This is a genomic window from Phocaeicola faecium (assembly GCF_014837055.1).
Lineage (GTDB): Bacteria > Bacteroidota > Bacteroidia > Bacteroidales > Bacteroidaceae > Phocaeicola > Phocaeicola gallinarum.
This window is the reverse complement of the sequence record NZ_JACSPQ010000001.1, coordinates 251,040-272,062: the sequence shown is the minus strand read 5'-3', so window position 1 is coordinate 272,062 and position 21,023 is coordinate 251,040. Positions and strand designations below refer to the sequence as shown.

The 21,023-nt window shown below is 46.4% G+C and carries 16 protein-coding genes; 12 read left to right on the top strand and 4 right to left on the bottom strand.

The genetic code is table 11. The annotated features are described in order from the left end of the window. Positions 1-222: 222 nt before the first annotated feature. The 3 genes from H9626_RS01120 to H9626_RS01110 are packed head-to-tail and all read right to left on the bottom strand — an operon-like array spanning position 223 to position 3,729. Positions 223-882, bottom strand: coding sequence for a carbohydrate-binding family 9-like protein (locus H9626_RS01120; RefSeq protein ID WP_191709282.1), 660 nt, complete (start codon positions 880-882; stop codon positions 223-225). A gap of 20 nt (positions 883-902) precedes the next feature. Then, positions 903-2,276: a C1 family peptidase gene (locus tag H9626_RS01115; RefSeq protein WP_191709281.1), complete on the bottom strand. Its 1,374-nt coding sequence runs from the start codon at positions 2,274-2,276 to the stop codon at positions 903-905. A 13-nt stretch (positions 2,277-2,289) separates the two neighbouring features. Continuing rightward, positions 2,290-3,729 carry a Na+/H+ antiporter NhaC family protein gene (locus H9626_RS01110; protein ID WP_178256137.1) on the bottom strand — a complete coding sequence of 480 codons (1,440 nt, stop codon included), beginning with the start codon at positions 3,727-3,729 and terminating at the stop codon, positions 2,290-2,292. A gap of 423 nt (positions 3,730-4,152) precedes the next feature. On the opposite strand from H9626_RS01110, the gene H9626_RS01105 reads away from it, so the two are divergent. Genes H9626_RS01105 through H9626_RS01095 form a run of 3 tightly spaced genes read left to right on the top strand, consistent with a single transcriptional unit; the run spans position 4,153 to position 10,626 of the window. Then, a complete protein-coding gene (locus H9626_RS01105) occupies positions 4,153-8,694 on the top strand; it encodes a translocation/assembly module TamB domain-containing protein (RefSeq protein ID WP_191709280.1) in 4,542 nt (1,513 codons plus the stop codon). A gap of 6 nt (positions 8,695-8,700) precedes the next feature. Then, positions 8,701-9,729, top strand: a complete 1,029-nt coding sequence (locus H9626_RS01100) for an agmatine deiminase family protein (RefSeq protein WP_191709279.1) — start codon at positions 8,701-8,703, stop codon at positions 9,727-9,729. Between the two features lie 9 nt (positions 9,730-9,738). Then, positions 9,739-10,626 (top strand): carbon-nitrogen hydrolase, encoded by an 888-nt coding sequence (locus H9626_RS01095; protein ID WP_191709278.1) that lies wholly within the window; start codon positions 9,739-9,741, stop codon positions 10,624-10,626. A gap of 283 nt (positions 10,627-10,909) precedes the next feature. On the opposite strand, the gene H9626_RS01090 is transcribed toward H9626_RS01095, so the two are convergent. After that, on the bottom strand, positions 10,910-13,204 hold the full coding sequence (locus H9626_RS01090; RefSeq protein ID WP_178256141.1) for a bifunctional dihydroorotate dehydrogenase B NAD binding subunit/NADPH-dependent glutamate synthase: 2,295 nt from the start codon (positions 13,202-13,204) through the stop codon (positions 10,910-10,912). A 516-nt stretch (positions 13,205-13,720) separates the two neighbouring features. On the opposite strand from H9626_RS01090, the gene H9626_RS01085 reads away from it, so the two are divergent. The 9 genes from H9626_RS01085 to H9626_RS01050 all read left to right on the top strand — a co-directional run bounded on the left by H9626_RS01085 (position 13,721) and on the right by H9626_RS01050 (position 20,965). After that, positions 13,721-13,999: a tetratricopeptide repeat protein gene (locus H9626_RS01085; RefSeq protein WP_178256142.1), complete on the top strand. Its 279-nt coding sequence runs from the start codon at positions 13,721-13,723 to the stop codon at positions 13,997-13,999. A 21-nt stretch (positions 14,000-14,020) separates the two neighbouring features. Beyond that, positions 14,021-14,251 (top strand): 4Fe-4S binding protein, encoded by a 231-nt coding sequence (locus H9626_RS01080; RefSeq protein ID WP_178256143.1) that lies wholly within the window; start codon positions 14,021-14,023, stop codon positions 14,249-14,251. A 29-nt stretch (positions 14,252-14,280) separates the two neighbouring features. After that, positions 14,281-15,366, top strand: a complete 1,086-nt coding sequence (locus H9626_RS01075) for a 3-methyl-2-oxobutanoate dehydrogenase subunit VorB (protein WP_178256144.1) — start codon at positions 14,281-14,283, stop codon at positions 15,364-15,366. A gap of 48 nt (positions 15,367-15,414) precedes the next feature. Then, a complete protein-coding gene (locus tag H9626_RS15030; RefSeq protein WP_262891991.1) occupies positions 15,415-15,546 on the top strand; it encodes a hypothetical protein in 132 nt (43 codons plus the stop codon). Positions 15,547-15,558: 12 nt separating this feature from the next. Further along, complete coding sequence (locus H9626_RS01070) at positions 15,559-16,320, top strand: thiamine pyrophosphate-dependent enzyme (RefSeq protein ID WP_178256145.1); 762 nt, start codon at positions 15,559-15,561, stop codon at positions 16,318-16,320. 23 nt (positions 16,321-16,343) lie between these two features. Next, positions 16,344-16,886, top strand: coding sequence for a 2-oxoacid:ferredoxin oxidoreductase subunit gamma family protein (locus H9626_RS01065; protein ID WP_178256146.1), 543 nt, complete (start codon positions 16,344-16,346; stop codon positions 16,884-16,886). Between the two features lie 94 nt (positions 16,887-16,980). Then, positions 16,981-19,086, top strand: coding sequence for a putative porin (locus H9626_RS01060; protein WP_191709277.1), 2,106 nt, complete (start codon positions 16,981-16,983; stop codon positions 19,084-19,086). A gap of 77 nt (positions 19,087-19,163) precedes the next feature. Then, positions 19,164-19,982 (top strand): transporter substrate-binding domain-containing protein, encoded by an 819-nt coding sequence (locus H9626_RS01055; protein ID WP_178256148.1) that lies wholly within the window; start codon positions 19,164-19,166, stop codon positions 19,980-19,982. Continuing rightward, positions 19,979-20,965 (top strand): Gfo/Idh/MocA family protein, encoded by a 987-nt coding sequence (locus tag H9626_RS01050; protein WP_178256149.1) that lies wholly within the window; start codon positions 19,979-19,981, stop codon positions 20,963-20,965. Before H9626_RS01055 ends, H9626_RS01050 begins: the two co-directional genes overlap by 4 nt. Positions 20,966-21,023: the final 58 nt, after the last annotated feature.

Genomic DNA, 21,023 nt, shown 5'->3' with positions numbered 1-21,023 from the left:
ACATTCAGTTAGCAATTGTTGAAATGTTTTCAAAAGTATTACATCACAACAGAATGCGACAAACAACAAAAAGAACCGGATTGGCAAATGGAAAGATAAAGGAGAACTAATAATCAGCGCGCTTTAGAGCCTGAACTCATGCGAATAAAAATCCATTGAGAAGAATGACCTGATTCTACCCAATGGATTATAAGAAACTATGAGATGTTTTTTTAGCGGGAATCAATCTTCGGCAAAACGTATTTCACCAAAGTATTGCGGACAATGGAACTGGGGACGCGGCAAGTCGATAGGACTCCATGAAAGGAAATGGGGCGTACGCAACAGGTCACCGCACTTGTAGAAATTGGCACGCATCACCAGACCGCTGAAATCTGTTATTGCATGTAAAAAGAATGCCGAAGCGGGAACTACCAATGCAAGTTCCCACGTGCGCTCTCCTACCTGCTCTTCGAAAGGAGTACGACCCAACGAGGCCCATCTGCCTATGCTTTCCAGTACAGAAACCGGTGCCGAAGGACGCTCACCGCCTTTCTGTCCGCCGTGAAGCAGAAGCGTTCCGCCACAGTTACATTCCAAATTATAATACACATCATTACCGTCGGGACTTACGAAGAACTCGCAGCAGGAGTCTTCCCATACACGGCCGTCGTCATGCGCAGCAACGGCACGTACACTTTCTTCTGTCACCCGGTAATGAACCAACAGTTTGTCTCCCGTATGTACGATGCGGAAACTCACTTCGGGTTTATACGGATAGGCGTCCCAATTTACGGTATCTATCCGATGCCATTCTGCCTGTGCCTTATCAAGCAACGCAGGAACTTGCGAAGCAGAAATATCTGCCACCGCCTGAATTTTTTTTATACACAATGTATTCATAGCTTTATGTATTTATGCGGTTATTCTTCGGGTGCAAACATAGGGTCCCATGCAGGCAAACGCACCGGCTTTTGCTTCAATATGTCAAGAACTTTTTTCGGAACGTATTTCTTTTCTACTGCGAGGCGGAACATGTATTCATTGAACCATTCGTCGGTCATAATCATGTGACCACGGAATCCGGCATCTTGTCCCCAACTGTTTTCCACCATCCATTTCTTGGGACGCCCGTTCGCGTCAAGGTCTACTGCCATCAGCGTCATAGCATGGGTAGAACCGCTGGCAAAAGTCTGGATACGCTGTTTCTTATCCATACCGAACTCAGTTCCCATAAGTGAAGCATAATCGTAATTATTAACATCGAGCATTCCGCGCTGGCTGTCCATAAACTTACCTACATCGCATGAGAAATACATCATGGTACTGTCTTTGATGGAAGCGATAGCCATCTGCTTGATATCTTCTACCGGCAAGTTGACATACGTCCAGTTCTTTCCGTCGTATACGTGACGATCGTAATCTATCTCGTAACACTTGTAATATTCGCGGCTGGGGTCGTTCATCAGCATCACGTAATTATTATCGAGGTCGTTTCCGAGGAACTCGCGGTAAAAAGACAGAGGCGTGTATTCTTTCTCCACCCCGTTCATCGTCCACTTAAAATTCTGTACCGGCTCTCCCAGCGCCAAAGCCAACATACGGTATACGGTGGCAAGCATATCTGTTTTTTTAGCTTCGAGCGCAGCCACGGTTGCCCCGGCAGCAGCGTCGTCGCGCAACTGCAATCCGAACTCGCGCAGCTTCAGGGCAATCAGGTTGCTAAGCTGGGAAGTATTTTCACTGCTATATGTTTCGGGCATAACCGATGAGGGAACCAACCCGTATTTCAGAATCAGATCGGACACTCCGGTAAACTGCCCGCCGTCGTTAATAGGGTTCTTAAAGAGCCATTCCACCATCTTGTCATCTTTCGGCTTCATGCGGGTGTCGATGATGCCTTGCAGGAAAAGGTTTGCTTTCTCTAACTGATCGTAGAAGAAACAATAATTCTGCGAGAACGTCAGTTCACTCAGTCCGTACTTCGCCATCATCTGAGCGCGCAGCACGTTCAGCCCCGTAAAGAGCCAGCATCTGCCCGACTGCTTTTGGTCGGTAATGCCATGCGAAACTACCTTGTCGGAGAAGTTCGTGTCGAAATTGGCGAGACGCTCCTGATTACGTGCCAATACAGCGATGCTCGTCCCTGCCATTGCGTTATGAATCGCCTTGTCTGCAGAAGTATGTTTATACGCACCCTTGATTTGGGTAAGCATTTCGGGTGTTATTCCCCCCTCTTGAGCCTGTACGCCTAATGCCAAAGCAAACAGGCAAGCAAATGTAATATGTCTTCTCATAATATAAATATAGTTACTTTTTAAGTTTTACAATCTTATATCCGATGGAAGCAATCAGTATGCTCATCAGCGGACTAATATAGTTAAAAAAACAATAGGGTAGATACACAAGCGTAGGAACATTTAAAATAGTTGCCTGAGTCATTCCGCACGTGTTCCACGGAATCAGTACCGAAGTAACAGTCACGGCATCTTCGGTAGTACGGCTTAACAGGCGACTTTCGTAACCATTTCCCTTATAAATATCTTTAAACATATTTCCCGTCAAAATGATAGAGATGTACTGGTCGGCTGTAGCAAGATTCAAAAAAAGGCCGGCTCCAACTGTAGATGCCACCATACCTGTAAGGCGGTGAGTGAAACGGATAAACAACGAAGTGATGCTTCCCAACATGCCACACGCCGTCATAGCTCCACCAAAGCACATGGCACATATAATCAGCCAAATGGTATCCATCATTCCTGCCATTCCGTTTGTTGCTATCAGTTCGCTTAAAACCTCTGTTTCCGTCTCTAACGTTGTTCCGCCATACAGAATCATCCATGTCCCTTTAAACAAGGCTTCACTGCCTGACACCCCCTCGCCTGCCACCTCGCGAACAATATCGGCTTGGAATAACAGCATGAAAACCACAGCCAGCAGCGTGGAAACAAACAAGGTTACAATGGAAGAAACCTTACGGGCTATCAAGATTCCTGTTATGACCGGCACTATCAACAACCATAATGAGATATGAAAACGCTCGGCAAGTGCATCCGTAAATAAAGAAAAGTGGATGTTTGCATCCGATACATAGACAAAACCGGCTATCGTAAATACAATCAATGCAAGCACCATCGAAGGAACCGTAGTATACATCATGTAACGTACATGCTTGAACAAGGGTGTTTCGGTAACCGAAGAAGCCAATATAGTGGTATCCGACAAGGGTGAAATTTTATCGCCGAAATAAGCTCCCGAAATAATGGCACCAGCCGTCCATCCGTCGGCAAACCCCTGCGCTTTCCCGATACCCATCAGTGCGATACCAATGGTAGCAATCGTAGTCCATGAGCTTCCGGTCATTACCGACACTGCGGCACAAATCAAACAGCAAGAAACCAAGAAGATACTGGGATGGATAATCTGTACTCCGTAATAAATTAACGTAGGTACCACACCGCTCAACATCCATACCGCCGAAAGCGCACCGATGATCAGCAGGATGATGACTGCATTGCCCACTCCGGCTATGTTATTGACTATGGCACGCTCGATGTCTCCCCACGGTATGCCGTAGCCTGCCATCCCGATAGCGGCACACAAGGCGGTAGACGTCAGCAGACAAATCTGGCTTCCGCCGCCCAACGCATCACTTCCGAACAAGCGTATCGTAAAAAACAAAAGGATGATTAAAACAAAAATGGGCAGTAATGAAACAAGAGGCGAAGGATACTTAGTAACTTTAGTCATTCGTTTATCGGTGTATAATTATACATTATTATTGATTCAATAGCATACGTACAGCCGTTGCTGCAAAAACTTTCAAAAACGGCTGCAAAGGTCTGAATAAATTTCCACATACAGTCTAACCTTCCGCTTCTTTTTTATTTTTTTAGTATCCTTCTGCCGTAAACCGACCTGCGAACCCCGTGTTTCCATGCCTTTTTATGCCCTTTTACGGCACGGTCGGAAGCCGGAAAAACGCTACCCATAGCGTCGGTCATTTCTATGGGTAGAAACAGGTCATTCTACCGCATGGGATAACCAACGCTACGGGTAGCGTTTTCAGGGTATCGGAATTTAAAGTTCTTCCTTTAAAAATTTTGAAATAAGCGGTTGAATTATCGGTTAGTTCCAGCAAACTTCGTAAATTTGTTCAATTTTTAAATCTGCATGGGTAAGCTAAACCGTATCAAACATAGTACACGCTTCTTTATTATTCTGATACTTGTATTTTATTTCGGAATAATTGCCTTTCTGAATGTTCCGTTCATTCAGAAACAACTGTCTGCATACGCTACGCGAGAACTCAGCCAACTGTTTCAAACGGAGGTCAGCGTCGGAAATATCAATTTGGGACTGTTGAACCGCATCATTATTCAAAACGTATCGCTGAAAGACCGCGAAGGAGAAGAAATGCTGAAGATTTCACGTTTCTCGGCTAAGTTTGACATCTCGCCCTTGCTACACGGACAGATACGCATCAGCAGCATACAGCTATTCGGACTCAATGCGCAATTAAAGAAAGAGACCCCCGAAAGTAAACCAAACTTCCAGTTTATCATTGATACTTTTGCACCGAAAGATACGGTAAAAAAAGAAAATAACATTGATTTACGTATCAATACGATACTTATCCGGCGCGGACAGCTCGCTTATGACGTTCGCTCAGAGGAGCAGACTCCCGGAAAGTTCAACCCTTCGCATATAAAAATCAAGAATCTGTCGGCAACCCTTGCGCTAAAAACATTGCAGAAAGATTCGCTGAATGCCCAGATCCGGCGCATGAGTTTCAGTGAACAGAGCGGTTTCCAGTTGAAACGATTCTCAGCAAAACTGGCGGCGAACAATAAGGGAGTCCAACTTGCCAACTTCTCTATCGGGCTTCCCGATACAGAGATTGTCATCGACACACTGGCAGCTTCGGCAGAAGACATGAACAAGCCGTTCTCGATTGAAAACCCCATCACTTATCAGGGAAATATAAATGCTTCGGTTACTCTTGCCGACCTGTCTCCGTTTGTACCTGCTTTCCGCCATTTCAAAGAACCGCTTACACTGCAATTAGCCATTGAAGGCAAAGGGAAGCATATACGCTGTACCAACTTTTCTCTTTCCGACGTCCGCCACCTGTTGCGCATCAAAGCAGAGGCTATGGTGAATGCCGAAGGAGCGTCACGCCCACCCTATTTGTTCGGAAAAATCTCACAGGCAGCCTTCAGTGAGCAGGGTATCGGCTGGCTGTTCCGCAACCTGACAGGAAAAGACGAAATGCCTAATGTGCTGAAGCAGGTGGAGTTTTTAGACTTCGAAGGAGATATATCAGGATTCATGCACCAACTTACGGTGTATGGCAATTTCCGTTCGGCAATAGGCAGCTTGAAAGCAAACGTCACAATGCACAAAGACACGATAACCAACCTGAACAGCTACTCCGGAAAGATTTTAAGCGAAGACTTTAACATCGGGAAACTGCTAAACAAGGAGAATACATTGGGAAAAGCGGCGTTTGACATCGAACTAAAAGGGCTGAGATATCAGAACGACCGACCGGAATCATACGTAAAAGGAGTTATTTCATCGTTAGAATACAATCAATACAATTACCAGAACATTTTACTTGACGGGCAATATCAGCCGGGAGGTTTTCAGGGAAAAATAGCATTGAATGATGAAAACGGAACCATTGAAGTCAACGGACAGTTCGTCACCAAACAACAGACTCCGGACTTCAACTTACGTGCCATTGTCCGCAATTTACGTCCCAACAATCTGAATCTGACCAAAAAATATCAAGATACAGATATTTCACTGAACCTGACAGCCGACTTCTCCGGACATTCGGTCGACGACATGAAAGGAGAAATCAATCTTGACAGCCTTTCCGTTGATGCTCCAGATAATGAACGCGACTATTTCTTACAAAATCTGAACATCACAGCCGGAAATACGGATGGAGAAAAAGAAATCCGCATTCACTCGCCGTTTATGAGAGGAACCGTAAAAGGGAACTATTCATACCGCAGTATTTGGGCAAGTATCCAGCGAGTAATACGCCAATATTTGCCATCTATTTTACCGGAAAAGGCACAGACAGACACCCCAAACAACAATTTCAATTTCGATTTATATGTTGAAAACAGCGACTTCGCTTCAAAAGTATTCGACATTCCGCTGACGTTAAAAATGCCGGCAACAATCAAAGGATATTTTAACGACAGCCTTGCGCGGATGGGCATCAATGCGTATTTCCCTCAATTCAGCTACAATGGAAAAGAATATGAATCGGGAAACATTATCTGCGAAAACCCTTCCAACGAACTTCAATGCCGCGTCAGGGTAGGTACGCTGATGAAAAAAGGTGCAATGTTTAATTTTACCTTGCACACACGGGCTAAAAACGACCATTTGCAGACTACGCTCTACTGGGGAAACAATACCAATATTACGTATAGCGGGAAAGTGGATGCCGTGGCAGGATTCAGCAAAATGGAAAACACGAAGCAATTACTTACGAAAATAGATTTGCGCCCCAGTCAGATTGTTTTAAACGATACGGTGTGGAATGTACATCCGGCTACTATAACCGTCGCCAAAGACAGCATTGAAATACAGAATTTCTTGTTCGAACATGCCGACCAGCACCTGAAAGCAGATGGAAGAATCGGGAAAAAGGCTTCAGACTCTTGCTTGGTGGACTTACGTAACATCAATCTGTTATACATCATGGATATGATTCAATTCCACGCCGTGAAGTTCTACGGACTCATCAGCGGCAAGGTGCATTTGCATCATGTAATGGACGACCCGGTGATACAGGCACGGCTCGATGTAGGCAATTTCTCTTTGAACGATGCACTGTTGGGGCAGGCTGACATAACCGGCAGTTGGGATAAGGAGATAGGCGGTATCCGTCTGCTTGCCGACATACGGGAAAATGAATCGCGGTTTACGCGCGTCAACGGATATGTATCTCCCAAACTGAAAGGATTGGACCTGCATATTCAGGCGGGCGGAACCGATATGTCGTTCTTGCAGCCTTTTATCAAAAACATATTCAGTGACGTAAGGGGACGGGCATACGGGAACGTGCGCCTTTTCGGGCCGTTCTCCGGGCTTGACTTGGAAGGGTCTGTACAGGCAAACATGGGTATGAAGGTCAATATCCTGAATACACGTTTCGAAGCGAGTGCCGACTCCGTGCGGATTACATCGGGAAATTTCCACTTCGAAAACGTACAGTTGAACGACCCTGAGGGGCATTTAGGAACAGCTAATGGGGAGCTTCATCATACAAAACTGAAAAACCTTTCTTACCAATTCCGCTTTGATATGAATAACATGCTGGTATATAACACTGCACGTGAGACTCCCGACTTTCCTTTCTACGGACGGATTTACACCACAGGCAATGTCCGGCTGCGCGGAGGAGACAATATGCTGAACGTCGACGGCACACTGCGGGCTGATAACCGTACAGCGTTTGCTTACGTATTGGGAGGAACATCAGAGGCCGTCAGCAATCAGTTTATCACTTTTGTCGACCGTACGCCACGCCGTCAACAAGAAGATATAGAAACAGAGGTGTATCATTACTTAAACCAACCGGATAAGAAAGATGAAGATGATACGCCGGCCGATGTACGTATCAACTTACAAATAGAACCGACTGAACAGGCCAACATGAAAATTATCATGGACCCGCTCGCCGGAGATAATATCTCGGCAAAAGGAACGGGGAACTTGCGTATCAATTTCTTCAATAAAGGTGATTTCCAGATTTTCGGCACATATAATATAGCCGAGGGAATTTACAAGATGAGTATGCAGAATGTTATCCGCAAAGATTTCGTGTTGCAACCGGGAGGAACGGTCAGCTTCAACGGAAACCCGCGTGAGGCTAACCTCGATGTGCAGGCGGTGTATACGGTCAATTCGGCTTCGCTGAACGACTTGATTGCTGATGCGGCCTCATCGAGAGGGAATGTCCGTGTAAACTGTTTGCTGAATCTGACCGGAAACCTGACTTCTCCGAATCTGAAGTTCGACCTTGAACTGCCAACGGTGAATGAGGAAGACCGTGAACTGGTTCGAAGTCTGACAAGTACCGAAGAGCAGATGAACACTCAAATTATTTATCTGTTAGGAGTCGGCAAATTCTACACGTATGATTACGCAAATAACTCTACGCAGTCTGATGCAACCAGCTCGCTGGCATTCAGTACCTTGTCCGGGCAATTGAACAACATGCTTTCGCAGGTAATCAACAACGGAAACTGGAACGTGGGTACAAACCTCAGTACGGGTGAAAAGGGATGGAGCGATGTGGAGGCCGAAGCTATCTTGTCGGGACGTCTGCTGAATAACCGACTTATCATCAACGGAAACTTCGGTTACCGGGAGAATACGATGCGTAACACCAATTTCGTGGGAGACTTTGAAGCCATCTGGCTGCTGACCAAAAACGGAGATTTGCGACTGAGGGGATATAATCAGACTAACGACCGTTATTTCACCAAATCGACACTCACTACACAGGGTATCGGCCTGATGTATAAAAAGGATTTCACCAATTGGAAAGAACTGGTAGACCAATTCTTGCACCGACGACGCCTGCGCACTTCAAAGAAGAAGAAAGAAGATGAAATGAATTACGAAAAATCGCAAAAAGAGGCGCTTCCTGCCGCTCAAAAGAAAAGAACAAAAAAAGAATAACAGAATATGGAAAAAACGTATTATTTACCTGCCGAATGGCATCGGCAAAGTTATATCCAATTAACGTGGCCTCATGCTGAAACCGACTGGGCATATATGCTTGATGAAGTGGAAGAATGTTTTTTCAATCTTGCACGAGAAATCGCCACGCGCCAGCCACTGCTGTTGGTTGCACCGGAGTTTCCCGACAAACTGAAGGATGCTCCGTTCCGTACAAACATTCATTTTGTTGCATGTCCTACTAACGATACGTGGGCACGCGACCATGCGTTCATTACTTTGTTGGAACAACATGCCGACCCTTTGCTGCTCGACTTTTGTTTCAACGGCTGGGGAATGAAGTTTGCTGCATGTAAAGATAATCTGATTAACAGCCATGTCTTTAAAAGCGGACTGCTGAACGGCGATTACATCAACTGCCGGAATTTTGTTTTGGAGGGAGGTTCTATCGAAAGCGACGGAAACGGCACCCTGCTTACCACATCTACCTGTCTGCTGGCTCCGAACCGAAACGATACGATGACACGCAAAGACATCGAACTGTACCTGATGGAACGGTTTAACCTGCGCCAAGTGTTGTGGTTGGATTATGGATACCTCGCCGGAGACGATACCGACAGCCATGTAGACACGCTGGCTCGGCTTTGTCCGGACAACACCATCACTTACGTACAATGTACGGACAAGAACGATGAGCATTACGGCGCGCTCCGCACGATGGAAGAACAGTTGAAAACCTTCCGCACACCCGACGGAGACCCCTACCGTTTGCTCCCGCTTCCGATGGCAGATGCCGTATACGACGAGGATGGCGAACGCCTGCCTGCTACGTATGCCAATTTCTTGATAATGAACAAAGCCGTACTCTATCCTACGTATGCCCAACCGGAAAACGATGCACGTGCTGCCCAAGTGTTGGCGGAGGCATTCCCCGGACGTGAAATCGTAGGCGTAGACTGTTGCGCTCTCATCAAGCAACACGGTTCGCTTCACTGTGTTACCATGCAATATCCCGACTCTATCAAAACCAAATAACAAACACTCATGAAAAGAACTATCCGCGTAGGTATCGTTCAGCAATCGTGTACGAACGATATCAAACTGAATCTTGAAAAACTCCACCGTAACATCGCTACCGTGGCGCAAGCAGGAGCTGAATTAGTAGTCTTACAAGAGCTTCATAATACCCCTTACTTCTGTCAGACGGAAGACACTGCCATGTTCGACCTTGCCGAACCGATTCCCGGTCCATCTACCGGATTTTACAGCGAACTGGCTGCCGCCTACCGTGTGGTATTGGTTACATCGCTCTTCGAACGCCGTGCGGCAGGGCTTTACCACAACACCGCCGTGGTATTCGATGCCGACGGAAGCATTGCCGGAAAGTATCGCAAAATGCACATCCCCGATGACCCTGCCTATTACGAAAAGTTCTACTTCACACCGGGAGACATTGGTTTTAATCCGATAGAAACCTCAATAGGCAAACTCGGCGTGCAAGTTTGCTGGGACCAATGGTATCCGGAAGGTGCGCGCCTGATGGCACTCAAGGGAGCTGAATTGCTGATTTACCCCACCGCCATCGGATGGGAAAGCACCGACACGCAGGAGGAGAAAATGCGGCAATTAGGTGCATGGGTTACTGTACAGCGCGGTCACGCCGTAGCTAACGGACTGCCGGTAATCGCCGTAAACCGTGTAGGCCATGAGCCTGATCCATCCGGTCAAACCAACGGCATCCAGTTTTGGGGAAACAGTTTCGTAGCAGGTCCGCAGGGCGAAATCATCGCACAGGCAAGTAACCTGAAAGAAGAAAACTTGGTAGTGGAAATCGACATGAATCGCAGTGAGAACGTGCGCCGCTGGTGGCCTTTCCTCCGCGACCGCCGTATTGATGAGTTCGGCGAGCTGACCAAACGGTTTATCGACTGAAGCATCCGGCGCTGACCTACGTAAATCAGCGTAAGTATCACCTTGTTTCTGATAGTCCAGCGTAAAATATGGAAAGACCAAGCCAAGCAATAGATTACGAAAGACTCAGATACATATATACGGATAAACCACCCCGATCTGTGCGATAAAATTTTTCTTTACAAGAATGTAGCATCAAAACAGTAAAACGAAAGGGACTATGTATATTGGGCTGAATTTGCTTTTTATGTTCAGCCAACATACATAGTCCCTATTATATTATCGCTTATCCGGAAACGCAGAATCAGCCACGCAACTGCTTATCCATAGCTGCTGCGGCGCGGCGGCCGTCTCCCATTGCCAAGATTACGGTAGCACCGCCGCGAACGATGTCGCCACCGGCATAAATCGTGGGGATGGACGACTGCATATTGTCGTTTACGGCAATCGTTCCCTTGCGTCCCAACTCCAATCCGGGAATTGAATTGGGGACAATCGGGTTGGGCGATACACCTACGCTGACAATCGCCATGTCGATGTCTATCGTTTCTACTGCACCGGGGATGGGTACGGGGCTGCGGCGACCTGAAGCATCCGGCTCACCCAATTCCATCTTCTGAAGAACGACTTGTTTCACTTTTCCCTGTTCATCGGCTATGTATTCTATCGGATTATGCAAAGTGAGGAACTCCACGCCTTCCTCTTTCGCATGTTTTACTTCCTCGATACGGGCGGGCATCTCAGCTTCCGAGCGGCGGTAGATAATCATGGCTCTCTCTGCACCCAAGCGACGTGCCGTACGGACGGAATCCATCGCCGTGTTTCCGCCACCGATAACGGCTACACGTTTACCGAAGGTTACGGGAGTATCCGAATCTTCGCTTGCCGCATCCATCAGGTTGACGCGCGTCAGGTATTCGTTAGACGACATGATGTTGATAGAGTTCTCGCCCGGAATGTTCATGAAATTCGGCAGACCTGCTCCCGAAGCCACGAAGATTCCTTTATAGCCGGCTTGTTCCAAATCGTCTACGCTGACGGTTTTTCCGATGATGCAATCTTTAACGAACTCAACCCCCATCTTCGACAGGTTTTCGATTTCCACATCTACTATCTTGTTGGGCAGACGGAACTCCGGTATACCGTATTTCAATACACCGCCGATTTCATGCAGGGCTTCGAATACGGTTACGCTGTAACCCAATTTCGCCATATCGCCTGCAAACGACAATCCGGCAGGTCCTGAACCCACCACGGCAACTTTGATGCCGTTCTTCTCAGCCACTTCGGGCACGGAAATCTGTCCGCTTTCGCGTTCGTAATCGGCAGCAAAACGTTCCAAGTAACCGATGGCAACGGCTTCGTGTCCCATCTTCAGGTGAATACACTGCGATTCGCACTGTTTTTCCTGAGGGCATACACGGCCGCATACGGCAGGCAGTGCACTGGTTTGCTTCAATACGCGGGCTGCTTCGAGGAACTCTCCGCGCTCAATGTTCTTAATGAATCCCGGAATATTGATACCTACCGGACAGCCGTTCATACACGAAGGGTTGGCACAATCCAGACAACGCTTTGCTTCCGTCAGCGCCTGCTCTTCGTTCAAGCCCAAGTTTACTTCCTCTTTGCGGCTGTGCGAACGGTATTCGGGGTCAAGCTCATTCATCTTCACACGCGGGATGGCAGTACGTTCTTTCGGTTTCATGCTCTTGCGCAACGCCTCGCGCCACGGAGCATTCCTGCCGTCCTCAGCCTGCTTGTCAACCTCGCAAGTCTCCGGTTTTTCATCCAACTTGTGGATTTCCTCCCGCTCGATGTCCTTAAACGCTCCCATGCGTTTCAACATCTCATCAAAGTCTACCTGATGTCCGTCGAACTCCGGTCCGTCGACACATACGAAACGTGTCTTTCCGCCCACGGTGATTCGGCACGCGCCACACATGCCCGTACCGTCTACCATAATCGTATTAAGCGACACATCGGTAGGAATATCGTATTTCTTGGTAAGCAGACACACGAATTTCATCATGATGGCAGGACCGATGGCAAAACATTTGTCTACCTTTTCGCGCTTGATAACCTCTTCCACTCCCTGAGTTACCAGACCTTTCTGCCCATAAGAACCATCGTCGGTCATGATAATTACCTCGTCGGAGCTTTCGCGCATCTCTTTTTCAAGAATAATCAGTTCTTTGGTTCGTCCGGCAAGCACGGTAATCACACGGTTTCCGGCAGCTTTCAGTGCCTGCACAATAGGCAACATCGGCGCAACACCCACACCCCCTCCGGCACAAACCACCGTACCGAAGTTTTCAATATGCGTAGCTTTTCCCAGCGGTCCCACCACATCGGTAATGTAATCGCCCTCGTTCAGCTCGCATAAGCGTGTAGACGAAAGTCCGACTTCCTGTACCACCAAAGTAATCGTTCCTTTTACGGGGTCGGCTTCGGCTATTGTTAAAGGCATACGCTCGCCCTTTTCTCCTACCCTGACAATGACAAAATGTCCCGCTTTGCGAGACTTTGCAATCAAAGGAGCTTCAACCACCAGTTTGAAGACCTTTTCTGAAAAATGTTCTTTAGAAAGAATTTTATTCATTCTGTGTTCGTTTAATATTGTAAGTTAGTTATTTTTAGCCAATTATACTTTCTCTTCCGCCGGAAGTACATACCCCGAAAACGCAACCGTTAGCGTTGTCCATTCCATGCGGATGCGTTGCCCGGTTCTACCCGAAAGACACCCCGGTTCTATGGGTAGCGTTTTTCCGGTCTTCCGGCAAAACCGGAGAAAGTTTAAAACAGCCTCATTTTCATGTTATTCGATAGCCTCGCGCAAAGTTAGCATAAAATATCACATCCGAAAGTTTTGCGATGCAGATTTTGACAGATTTATCACTTAAAAACGTACTTTTCATAACGGAAGAAGTAATTAATTAAAAAGACAACTTTTTCAATCAATACTTTTTGGGGCTTATAAAAACAGACTAATTATCAGCGGTTTATTTTTATCTTTCAAAAATATTTCAGCAAAATCTTTGTTTTTTGTCGCCTAAAAACAACTTTGGTATGAAATTAAAGACTATCTTTGCCCGTATACAAACTTAACTATTGCCTTATGGATAATAGACTAAAAAGCATCGACCGGCTCATCAGAGACGGACACATACATATAGCCCTTGAGCAGCTCAACCAGCTAACAGATTTGCCCGGGGTAAACAAAGCGGATACCTATTATTTAATGGGAAACGTATGTCGCAAACAAGGCGACTGGCAAGGCGCATTGAACAATTATCAGGAAGCAGTAAACCTTGATGCCGAAAGTCCGGCAGCAGAAGCCCGAAAAATGATTATGGACATATTGGAATTTTACAATAAAGACATGTATAATCAATAACTAAAAGAAAAACGTAACGATATGGCTAAAATGAAAGGTGTGGTAGTGGTGAACACCGAGCGGTGTAAGGGCTGCAATTTATGCGTAGTAGCCTGCCCTCTTCACGTGCTTTCGCTCACCCCTAAAGTAAACCAAAAAGGATATAATTATGTACAGCAAGTGAAAGAAGACACTTGTAACGGATGCTCCTCGTGTGCTATTGTGTGTCCCGACGGATGCCTGACAGTATACAGGGCAAAATGTGAGGAATAATAAAGTATAAAACAAAATTAAAATTCGATATGGCAGAAGAAGTAGTTCTTATGAAAGGAAACGAAGCCATCGCCCACGCCGCCATCCGTATCGGCGTAGACGGATACTTCGGTTATCCTATTACGCCCCAATCTGAAGTATTGGAAACACTTGCCGAACAAAAGCCGTGGGAAACAACCGGTATGGTAGTTCTTCAGGCTGAAAGCGAAGTGGCGGCAATCAATATGGTATACGGAGGCGCCGGAAGCGGAAAAATGGTTATGACCTCCTCTTCCAGCCCCGGAGTCAGCCTGAAACAAGAAGGAATCTCATATATCGCGGGAGCAGAATTGCCTTGTCTCATCGTGAACGTAATGCGCGGAGGTCCCGGATTGGGAACCATCCAACCCAGCCAAGCCGATTATTTCCAAACAACCAAAGGCGGCGGACACGGCGATTATCACCTGATAGCCCTCGCTCCTGCATCGGTACAGGAAATGGCAGATTTCGTTGACTTAGGTTTCCAACTGGCTTTCAAATACCGCAACCCGGCAATCATTCTTGCCGATGGCGTTATCGGACAAATGATGGAAAAAGTGGTATTGCCCGCTCCCCGTCCGCGCCGCACTGACGAAGAGGTCATTGCACAATGTCCGTGGGCTACGACGGGACGCAAAAACGGACGCAAGCCCAACATCATTACCTCACTGGAACTTGACCCTGCGATTATGGAGCAGCGCAACATACATCTGCAACAAAAATATGCAGAAATCGAAGCCAACGAAGTGCGTTACGAAGAGTTACAGTGTGAAGATGCCGAATACCTCATCGTAGCTTTCGGCTCATGCGCCCGTATCGCCCAGAAAGCAATGGAACATGCCCGCGAAGAAGGCATCAAGGTAGGTTTGTTCCGCCCCATTACGCTATGGCCGTTCCCCACTAAAGCGTTGCGCGAGCGCGCTTCCCGCATCAAAGGAATATTGACCGTAGAACTTAACAGCGGACAAATGATAGAGGATGTCCGTCTCGCCGTAGAATGCAGTATTCCGGTTGAACATTTCGGACGGTTGGGTGGCATTGTCCCCGATCCGGACGAGGTGATTGAAGCCATCAAAGAAAAACTTATAAACAAATAAAGAATTATGAATATCAACCGGATAAGAACCATACTTAATATTCTTTTCATGATTGGGGCATTAGCGGCAGTCATTCTCTATTTCTCACCGGGTGTAGACCGTGTGGTGTTTTTCTACGTCTGCTGCGTGGCACTCTTCCTCAAGATGGTAGAATATGTCTTACGTTTCCTTTTACGCTAATAAAAAAGACTTATGACAAAAGAAGATATAATGAAGCCTGAGAATCTGGTTTACCAGAAACCTCGCCTGCTTAACGATAATCCCATGCACTACTGTCCGGGATGCAGCCACGGAGTGGTGCATAAACTGATAGCCGAAGTCATCGACGAAATGAACATGAGCGAAAAAGCCATAGGCATCAGTCCCGTAGGTTGCGCCGTATTTATGTATAATTATCTTGACATAGACTGCCAAGAAGCTGCCCACGGACGTGCTCCGGCACTGGCATCAGCCATCAAACGTTTGTGGCCCGACCGATTGGTGTTCACTTATCAGGGCGACGGCGATTTGGCATGTATCGGTACGGCAGAAACCATCCACGCATTAAACCGTGGCGAAAACATCACCATCATTTTCATTAACAACGCCATCTACGGCATGACGGGCGGACAAATGGCTCCCACCACGCTATTGGGCATGAAAACCGCAACGTGTCCGTACGGACGTATCCCTGAAATCCACGGTTATCCGCTTAAAATGACCGAAATAGCAGCAACGCTTCAGGGTACATGTTACGTAACGCGCCAATCTGTACATACGGTTGCCGCTATCCGCAAAGCAAAGAAAGCCATCCGCAAAGCCTTTGAAAACTCCATGCAGGGAAAAGGTTCTAACTTGGTGGAAATTGTTTCTACATGTAGTTCGGGCTGGAAAATGACACCGGATGCCGCTAACAAATGGATGGAAGAACACATGTTCCCTTTCTATCCGTTAGGAGACTTGAAAGATATTTAAATTGAAAGTAAAAAACAAAAAACATGAAACAAGAAATAATCATTGCAGGCTTTGGTGGGCAAGGTGTACTTTCAATGGGAAAAATTTTAGCATATTCCGGACTGATGGAAGGAAAAGAGGTAACATGGATGCCTGCTTACGGACCTGAGCAAAGAGGTGGAACAGCCAACGTTACGGTTATCGTAAGCGATGAGCGCATATCCTCTCCCATTTTAAGCAAATACGATACGGCTATAATCCTAAACCAGCCTTCACTTGCAAAATTCGAGGATAAAGTAAAGCCCGGAGGCGTACTTATTTATGATGGATATGGAATCATCAACCCGCCAACGCGAAAAGACATCCACATCTATCGCATCGATGCTATGGATGAAGCCAACGAACGCAAGATGGCAAAAACTTTCAACATGATTGTATTGGGAGGATTGCTGAAAATACGTCCCGTGGTTTCGATAGAAAGTGTCGTCAAAGCATTGCGCAAAACATTGCCGGAACGCCACCATCATCTTATCCCGATGAATGAAGAAGCCATCAAAATAGGCATGGATATCATCAAACCCGTTTAACCATTATCAATGCTCCGTTACATTATATGAATTTTCACGTTCTGTAACGGAGCATTTTTGTACTTACAACTAAAAATAGTATCTTTGCCGCATTATGAAAAAGATACTTCTTGTTGCGTTATCCCTCTTATTATGTGGGAGTATATACGCCCAAACCAACATATCTAACCAATACAGCCAATTCGGTACTTCGGCTTCCGGGTTGGACGCAAACCGGTACGACCGTAACGGTAATCCTATCGATACGACAGCCGTAATAGACGCAAGCACCATCCCTATCGGACTCTTTTCGTGGACGGTAGATGACCGGTTAGGTACGATAACCCAAGTTCCGGTGGATACGTTACAACATAATTTTCAAAATACAAACGATACAGGAGGCCCCACAGGACATTACACTTATTTAGGAAACTTAGGAGCGCCGCGTATCTCCCATGTATTTTTCGAAAGAAGGGAAGCCAGCCAGTTTTTCTTTACCGACCCTTACGATTTCACTGTACGCCGTTCGCAAGATGTAATATACACGAATACAAAATCGCCTTTTACCAATCTTACCTATTACAAACAGGGAGACGGACGGTACGGAGAGGAACGTTTCAAGGCATATTTCGCCGTAAATGCCACCAAGCGTTTGGGATTCGGGTTCGATATTGACTATACTTACGGGCGAGGGAAATACATGAACCAGTCGACCGCTCTCTTCAACGGGAATCTTTTTGCCTATTATCGGGGAGACAAGTACGACATGCACTTTAATTTTATCAATGAAAACTTAAAAGTTGCAGAAAACGGTGGTATCACAGACGACCGTTACATCACCGACCCCATAGGAATGGCGGAAGGCGGAAGAACGTATAATACATACGACATGCCTGTAAACCTCTCGGATGTATGGAATAACAATACAGGGTATCATGCGTTTCTAACTCACCGCTATAACTTAGGTTTCTATCGCGATGTAACAGAGGAAAACGATACAATCACAAAAACCGTATTTGTTCCTGTTACGAGCTTTATACATACGCTAAAAGTCGACATCAACCGCCGTAAGTACATTTCATACGATACCAATCAAAATCAGGAATACTTTGAACATAACTATCTGGGCAATGACTCTACCGACATTACCAAACATTTCTCTATAAAAAATACAGTCGGAATATCTTTGCGGGAAGGATTCAACAAATGGGCCAAAGCGGGACTTACGGCTTTTATGAGTTTCGAACACCGACGCTTTACACTGACTGATACGCTTGACGGAACAGCGAGAAGGCGAATTCTTACCGACCATAAAGAAAACATTCTTTCGGTGGGTGGACAGCTTATAAAAGAACAAGGGAAAACATTCCATTACAACGTATTGGGAGAGGTAGCCCTGATAGGCGAAGATGCAGGCCAGTTCAGTATAGAAGGCCGGGGCGACTTGAACTTCCGATTATTCAATGACACGGTACGCTTAGAGGCTAACGCATACATTAAAAACCTGAATCCGGTATTTTATTATCGGCATTTCCACTCCAAACATTATTGGTGGGATAACGAAGACCTTTCGAAAATCATGCGTACTCGCATCGAAGGACAGTTCAGCATTGACCGTTGGCGTACCCGATTAAAAGCCGGAGTAGAAAATATTACGAACTATACGTATTTAGATAATGCTTCGGTAGGTTATACTACGGGCGAAGGAGAAACTGCTACAACCAGCTATAAAAACAACGTGGCTGTCCGTCAGCACTCAGGAAGTATTCAAGTGTTCAGTGCCTCTTTGCGTCAGGATTTCAAATTAGGTATACTCCATCTTGACAATGAGGTTACGTACCAGACTTCGAGCAATCAAGACATACTGCCTTTACCCAAACTGACTTTATACCACAATCTTTATCTTAAGTTCGGACTGGCTAAGAAGGTGTTAAGCATCGAAATGGGTGCCGATATTCGTTACTTCACAGAGTATTATGCCCCCGATTATGCTCCTGCCATCGGACAATTCTATCTGCAAAACCCGGAAACACGTTATAAAGTGGGCGGATATCCATTGGTTAACGGATACATAAACCTTCACTTAAAGCGTACGCGCATTTTTGTTCAGATGTATAATTTGGTACAGGGAACAGGAGGAAACGGTTACTTCCTTGCTCCGCACTACCCGCTTAATCCGCGCATCCTGAAACTTGGCTTGTCGTGGAACTTCTTTGACTGATGTTCTTTTAAAGAAGCGTGACATAGCTTCCATTGCGGCTCGGTTGACTTGATATTATTAATCTTATTGAATTGCTTATGAAAAAACAACTGTTCCGTTACGCCTGTATAGGCATTGTTCTCGCAATAGGAATCATTGTGTTCAATTCGAGAGAGGAAACACTCCCAACCTATGAACCAAGAGATTACCCCGCCATTGCAGAATCGGGCGTATTGCGTGCCGTAACGGAATACAATGCCGTAAGTTACTACGCAAGTAACGATACGGTTCAGGGATTCGACTATGAGCTGCTGAATGAGTTTGCCAAAGACCAGAACTTGCGTTTGGAGCTTACACCTGAAATGAGTTTTGAAAAACGACTGGAAGGCATTACCGAAGGGCGATATGACATTCTTGCCACCGAAACGGCAGTTACCACCCGTCTGAAAGACTCACTGCTTTTTACTCATACCCTATTATTGGGAAAACAGGTACTGGTGCAACGCAAACCGAGCTCTGAAACCGACAGTCTGTATATCCGAAGCCAGCTCGACCTTGCCAACAAAACGTTGCATGTTATCAAGAACTCCCCTTCACTATTACGCATCCATAATCTGATCAATGAAATAGCAGATACCATCTATATCCGTGAAGTGGATTTATACGGGGCTGAGCAACTGATTGCGATGGTGGCAGGAGGGGATATCGACTATGCCGTATGCGATGAAAACATCGTACGGGCTTCCATCGACAACTATCCCAACTTGGATATAGATACCGACATCAGTTTCACCCAGTTTTATGCGTGGGGCGTAAACAAGCATTCGCCTGCGCTCAGAGATACGCTGAACGTCTGGCTGGATGGATTCATGAAAAGCGACAAATATCACAAACTCTATAAAAAATACTTCAGATGAAATTAGATAAAGTAAAATGGGGATTCATCGGTTGTGGTGAAGTAACCGAAAAGAAAAGCGGCCCGGCATTTAATATGATTGAAGGTTCGGAAGTGGTTGCCGTTATGAGCCGCGACGAAGAAAAAGTCAAGTCGTATGCCATGCGCCATCACATACCGCGCTGGTACACCGATGCTCAAGAACTGATAGGCGATGAGGATGTAAACGCCATATACATAGCTACTCCTCCGTCTTCGCACGCTACGTTTGCTATCATGGCCATGAAAGCGGGCAAACCCGTTTACATAGAAAAGCCAATGGCTGCCAGCTACGAGGACTGTGCCCGTATCAACCGCATCTCACGCGAAACGGGCGTTCCCTGTTTCGTGGCATATTACCGCCGGTATCTTCCTTATTTTCAGAAGGTGCGTCAATTAGTTGAAGAAGGAGAGATAGGAAACGTTATCAATATCCAAATCCGTTTTGCCCAGCCGCCGCGTAATTTGGATTATAATTCCAAGAATTTGCCGTGGCGTGTACAACCGGACATTGCCGGAGGAGGGTATTTCTACGACCTTGCTCCTCATCAGCTCGACCTCTTACAGGACATGTTCGGATGTATTTTGGAGGCTGAAGGTTATAAGAGCAACCGGGGCGGACTTTACGAAGCGGAGGATACCATCAGTGCCTGCTTCAAGTTCGAGTCCGGATTGCCGGGTTCCGGGTCGTGGTGTTTCGTTGCACACGAATCGGCGAAAGAAGACCGTATTGAGATTATCGGCGATAAGGGAATGCTCTGTTTCTCGGTATTTACGTACGAGCCTATCGGACTTCATACCGAACGGGGACGCGAAGAGATTCTTCCGCCGAATCCTCCCCACGTACAGCTTCCGCTTATTCAGGCGGTCGTAGAGCACCTGCAAGGGAAAGCGATCTGCACATGCGACGGTATCAGTGCCACACCTACCAACTGGGTAATGGATAAGATACTGAATAAATTATAATTCCGCCGGCATCGGCAAAAAAATGCTACCCATACCGCCAGTAATCGCTGACAGTATG

Coding starts and splice junctions, on each gene's coding strand:
- H9626_RS01120 (WP_191709282.1), bottom strand. CDS start 882: ATGAATACATTGTGTATAAAAAAAATTCAGGCGGTGGCAGATATTTCT.
- H9626_RS01115 (WP_191709281.1), bottom strand. CDS start 2,276: ATGAGAAGACATATTACATTTGCTTGCCTGTTTGCTTTGGCATTAGGC.
- H9626_RS01110 (WP_178256137.1), bottom strand. CDS start 3,729: ATGACTAAAGTTACTAAGTATCCTTCGCCTCTTGTTTCATTACTGCCC.
- H9626_RS01105 (WP_191709280.1), top strand. CDS start 4,153: ATGGGTAAGCTAAACCGTATCAAACATAGTACACGCTTCTTTATTATT.
- H9626_RS01100 (WP_191709279.1), top strand. CDS start 8,701: ATGGAAAAAACGTATTATTTACCTGCCGAATGGCATCGGCAAAGTTAT.
- H9626_RS01095 (WP_191709278.1), top strand. CDS start 9,739: ATGAAAAGAACTATCCGCGTAGGTATCGTTCAGCAATCGTGTACGAAC.
- H9626_RS01090 (WP_178256141.1), bottom strand. CDS start 13,204: ATGAATAAAATTCTTTCTAAAGAACATTTTTCAGAAAAGGTCTTCAAA.
- H9626_RS01085 (WP_178256142.1), top strand. CDS start 13,721: ATGGATAATAGACTAAAAAGCATCGACCGGCTCATCAGAGACGGACAC.
- H9626_RS01080 (WP_178256143.1), top strand. CDS start 14,021: ATGGCTAAAATGAAAGGTGTGGTAGTGGTGAACACCGAGCGGTGTAAG.
- H9626_RS01075 (WP_178256144.1), top strand. CDS start 14,281: ATGGCAGAAGAAGTAGTTCTTATGAAAGGAAACGAAGCCATCGCCCAC.
- H9626_RS15030 (WP_262891991.1), top strand. CDS start 15,415: ATGATTGGGGCATTAGCGGCAGTCATTCTCTATTTCTCACCGGGTGTA.
- H9626_RS01070 (WP_178256145.1), top strand. CDS start 15,559: ATGACAAAAGAAGATATAATGAAGCCTGAGAATCTGGTTTACCAGAAA.
- H9626_RS01065 (WP_178256146.1), top strand. CDS start 16,344: ATGAAACAAGAAATAATCATTGCAGGCTTTGGTGGGCAAGGTGTACTT.
- H9626_RS01060 (WP_191709277.1), top strand. CDS start 16,981: ATGAAAAAGATACTTCTTGTTGCGTTATCCCTCTTATTATGTGGGAGT.
- H9626_RS01055 (WP_178256148.1), top strand. CDS start 19,164: ATGAAAAAACAACTGTTCCGTTACGCCTGTATAGGCATTGTTCTCGCA.
- H9626_RS01050 (WP_178256149.1), top strand. CDS start 19,979: ATGAAATTAGATAAAGTAAAATGGGGATTCATCGGTTGTGGTGAAGTA.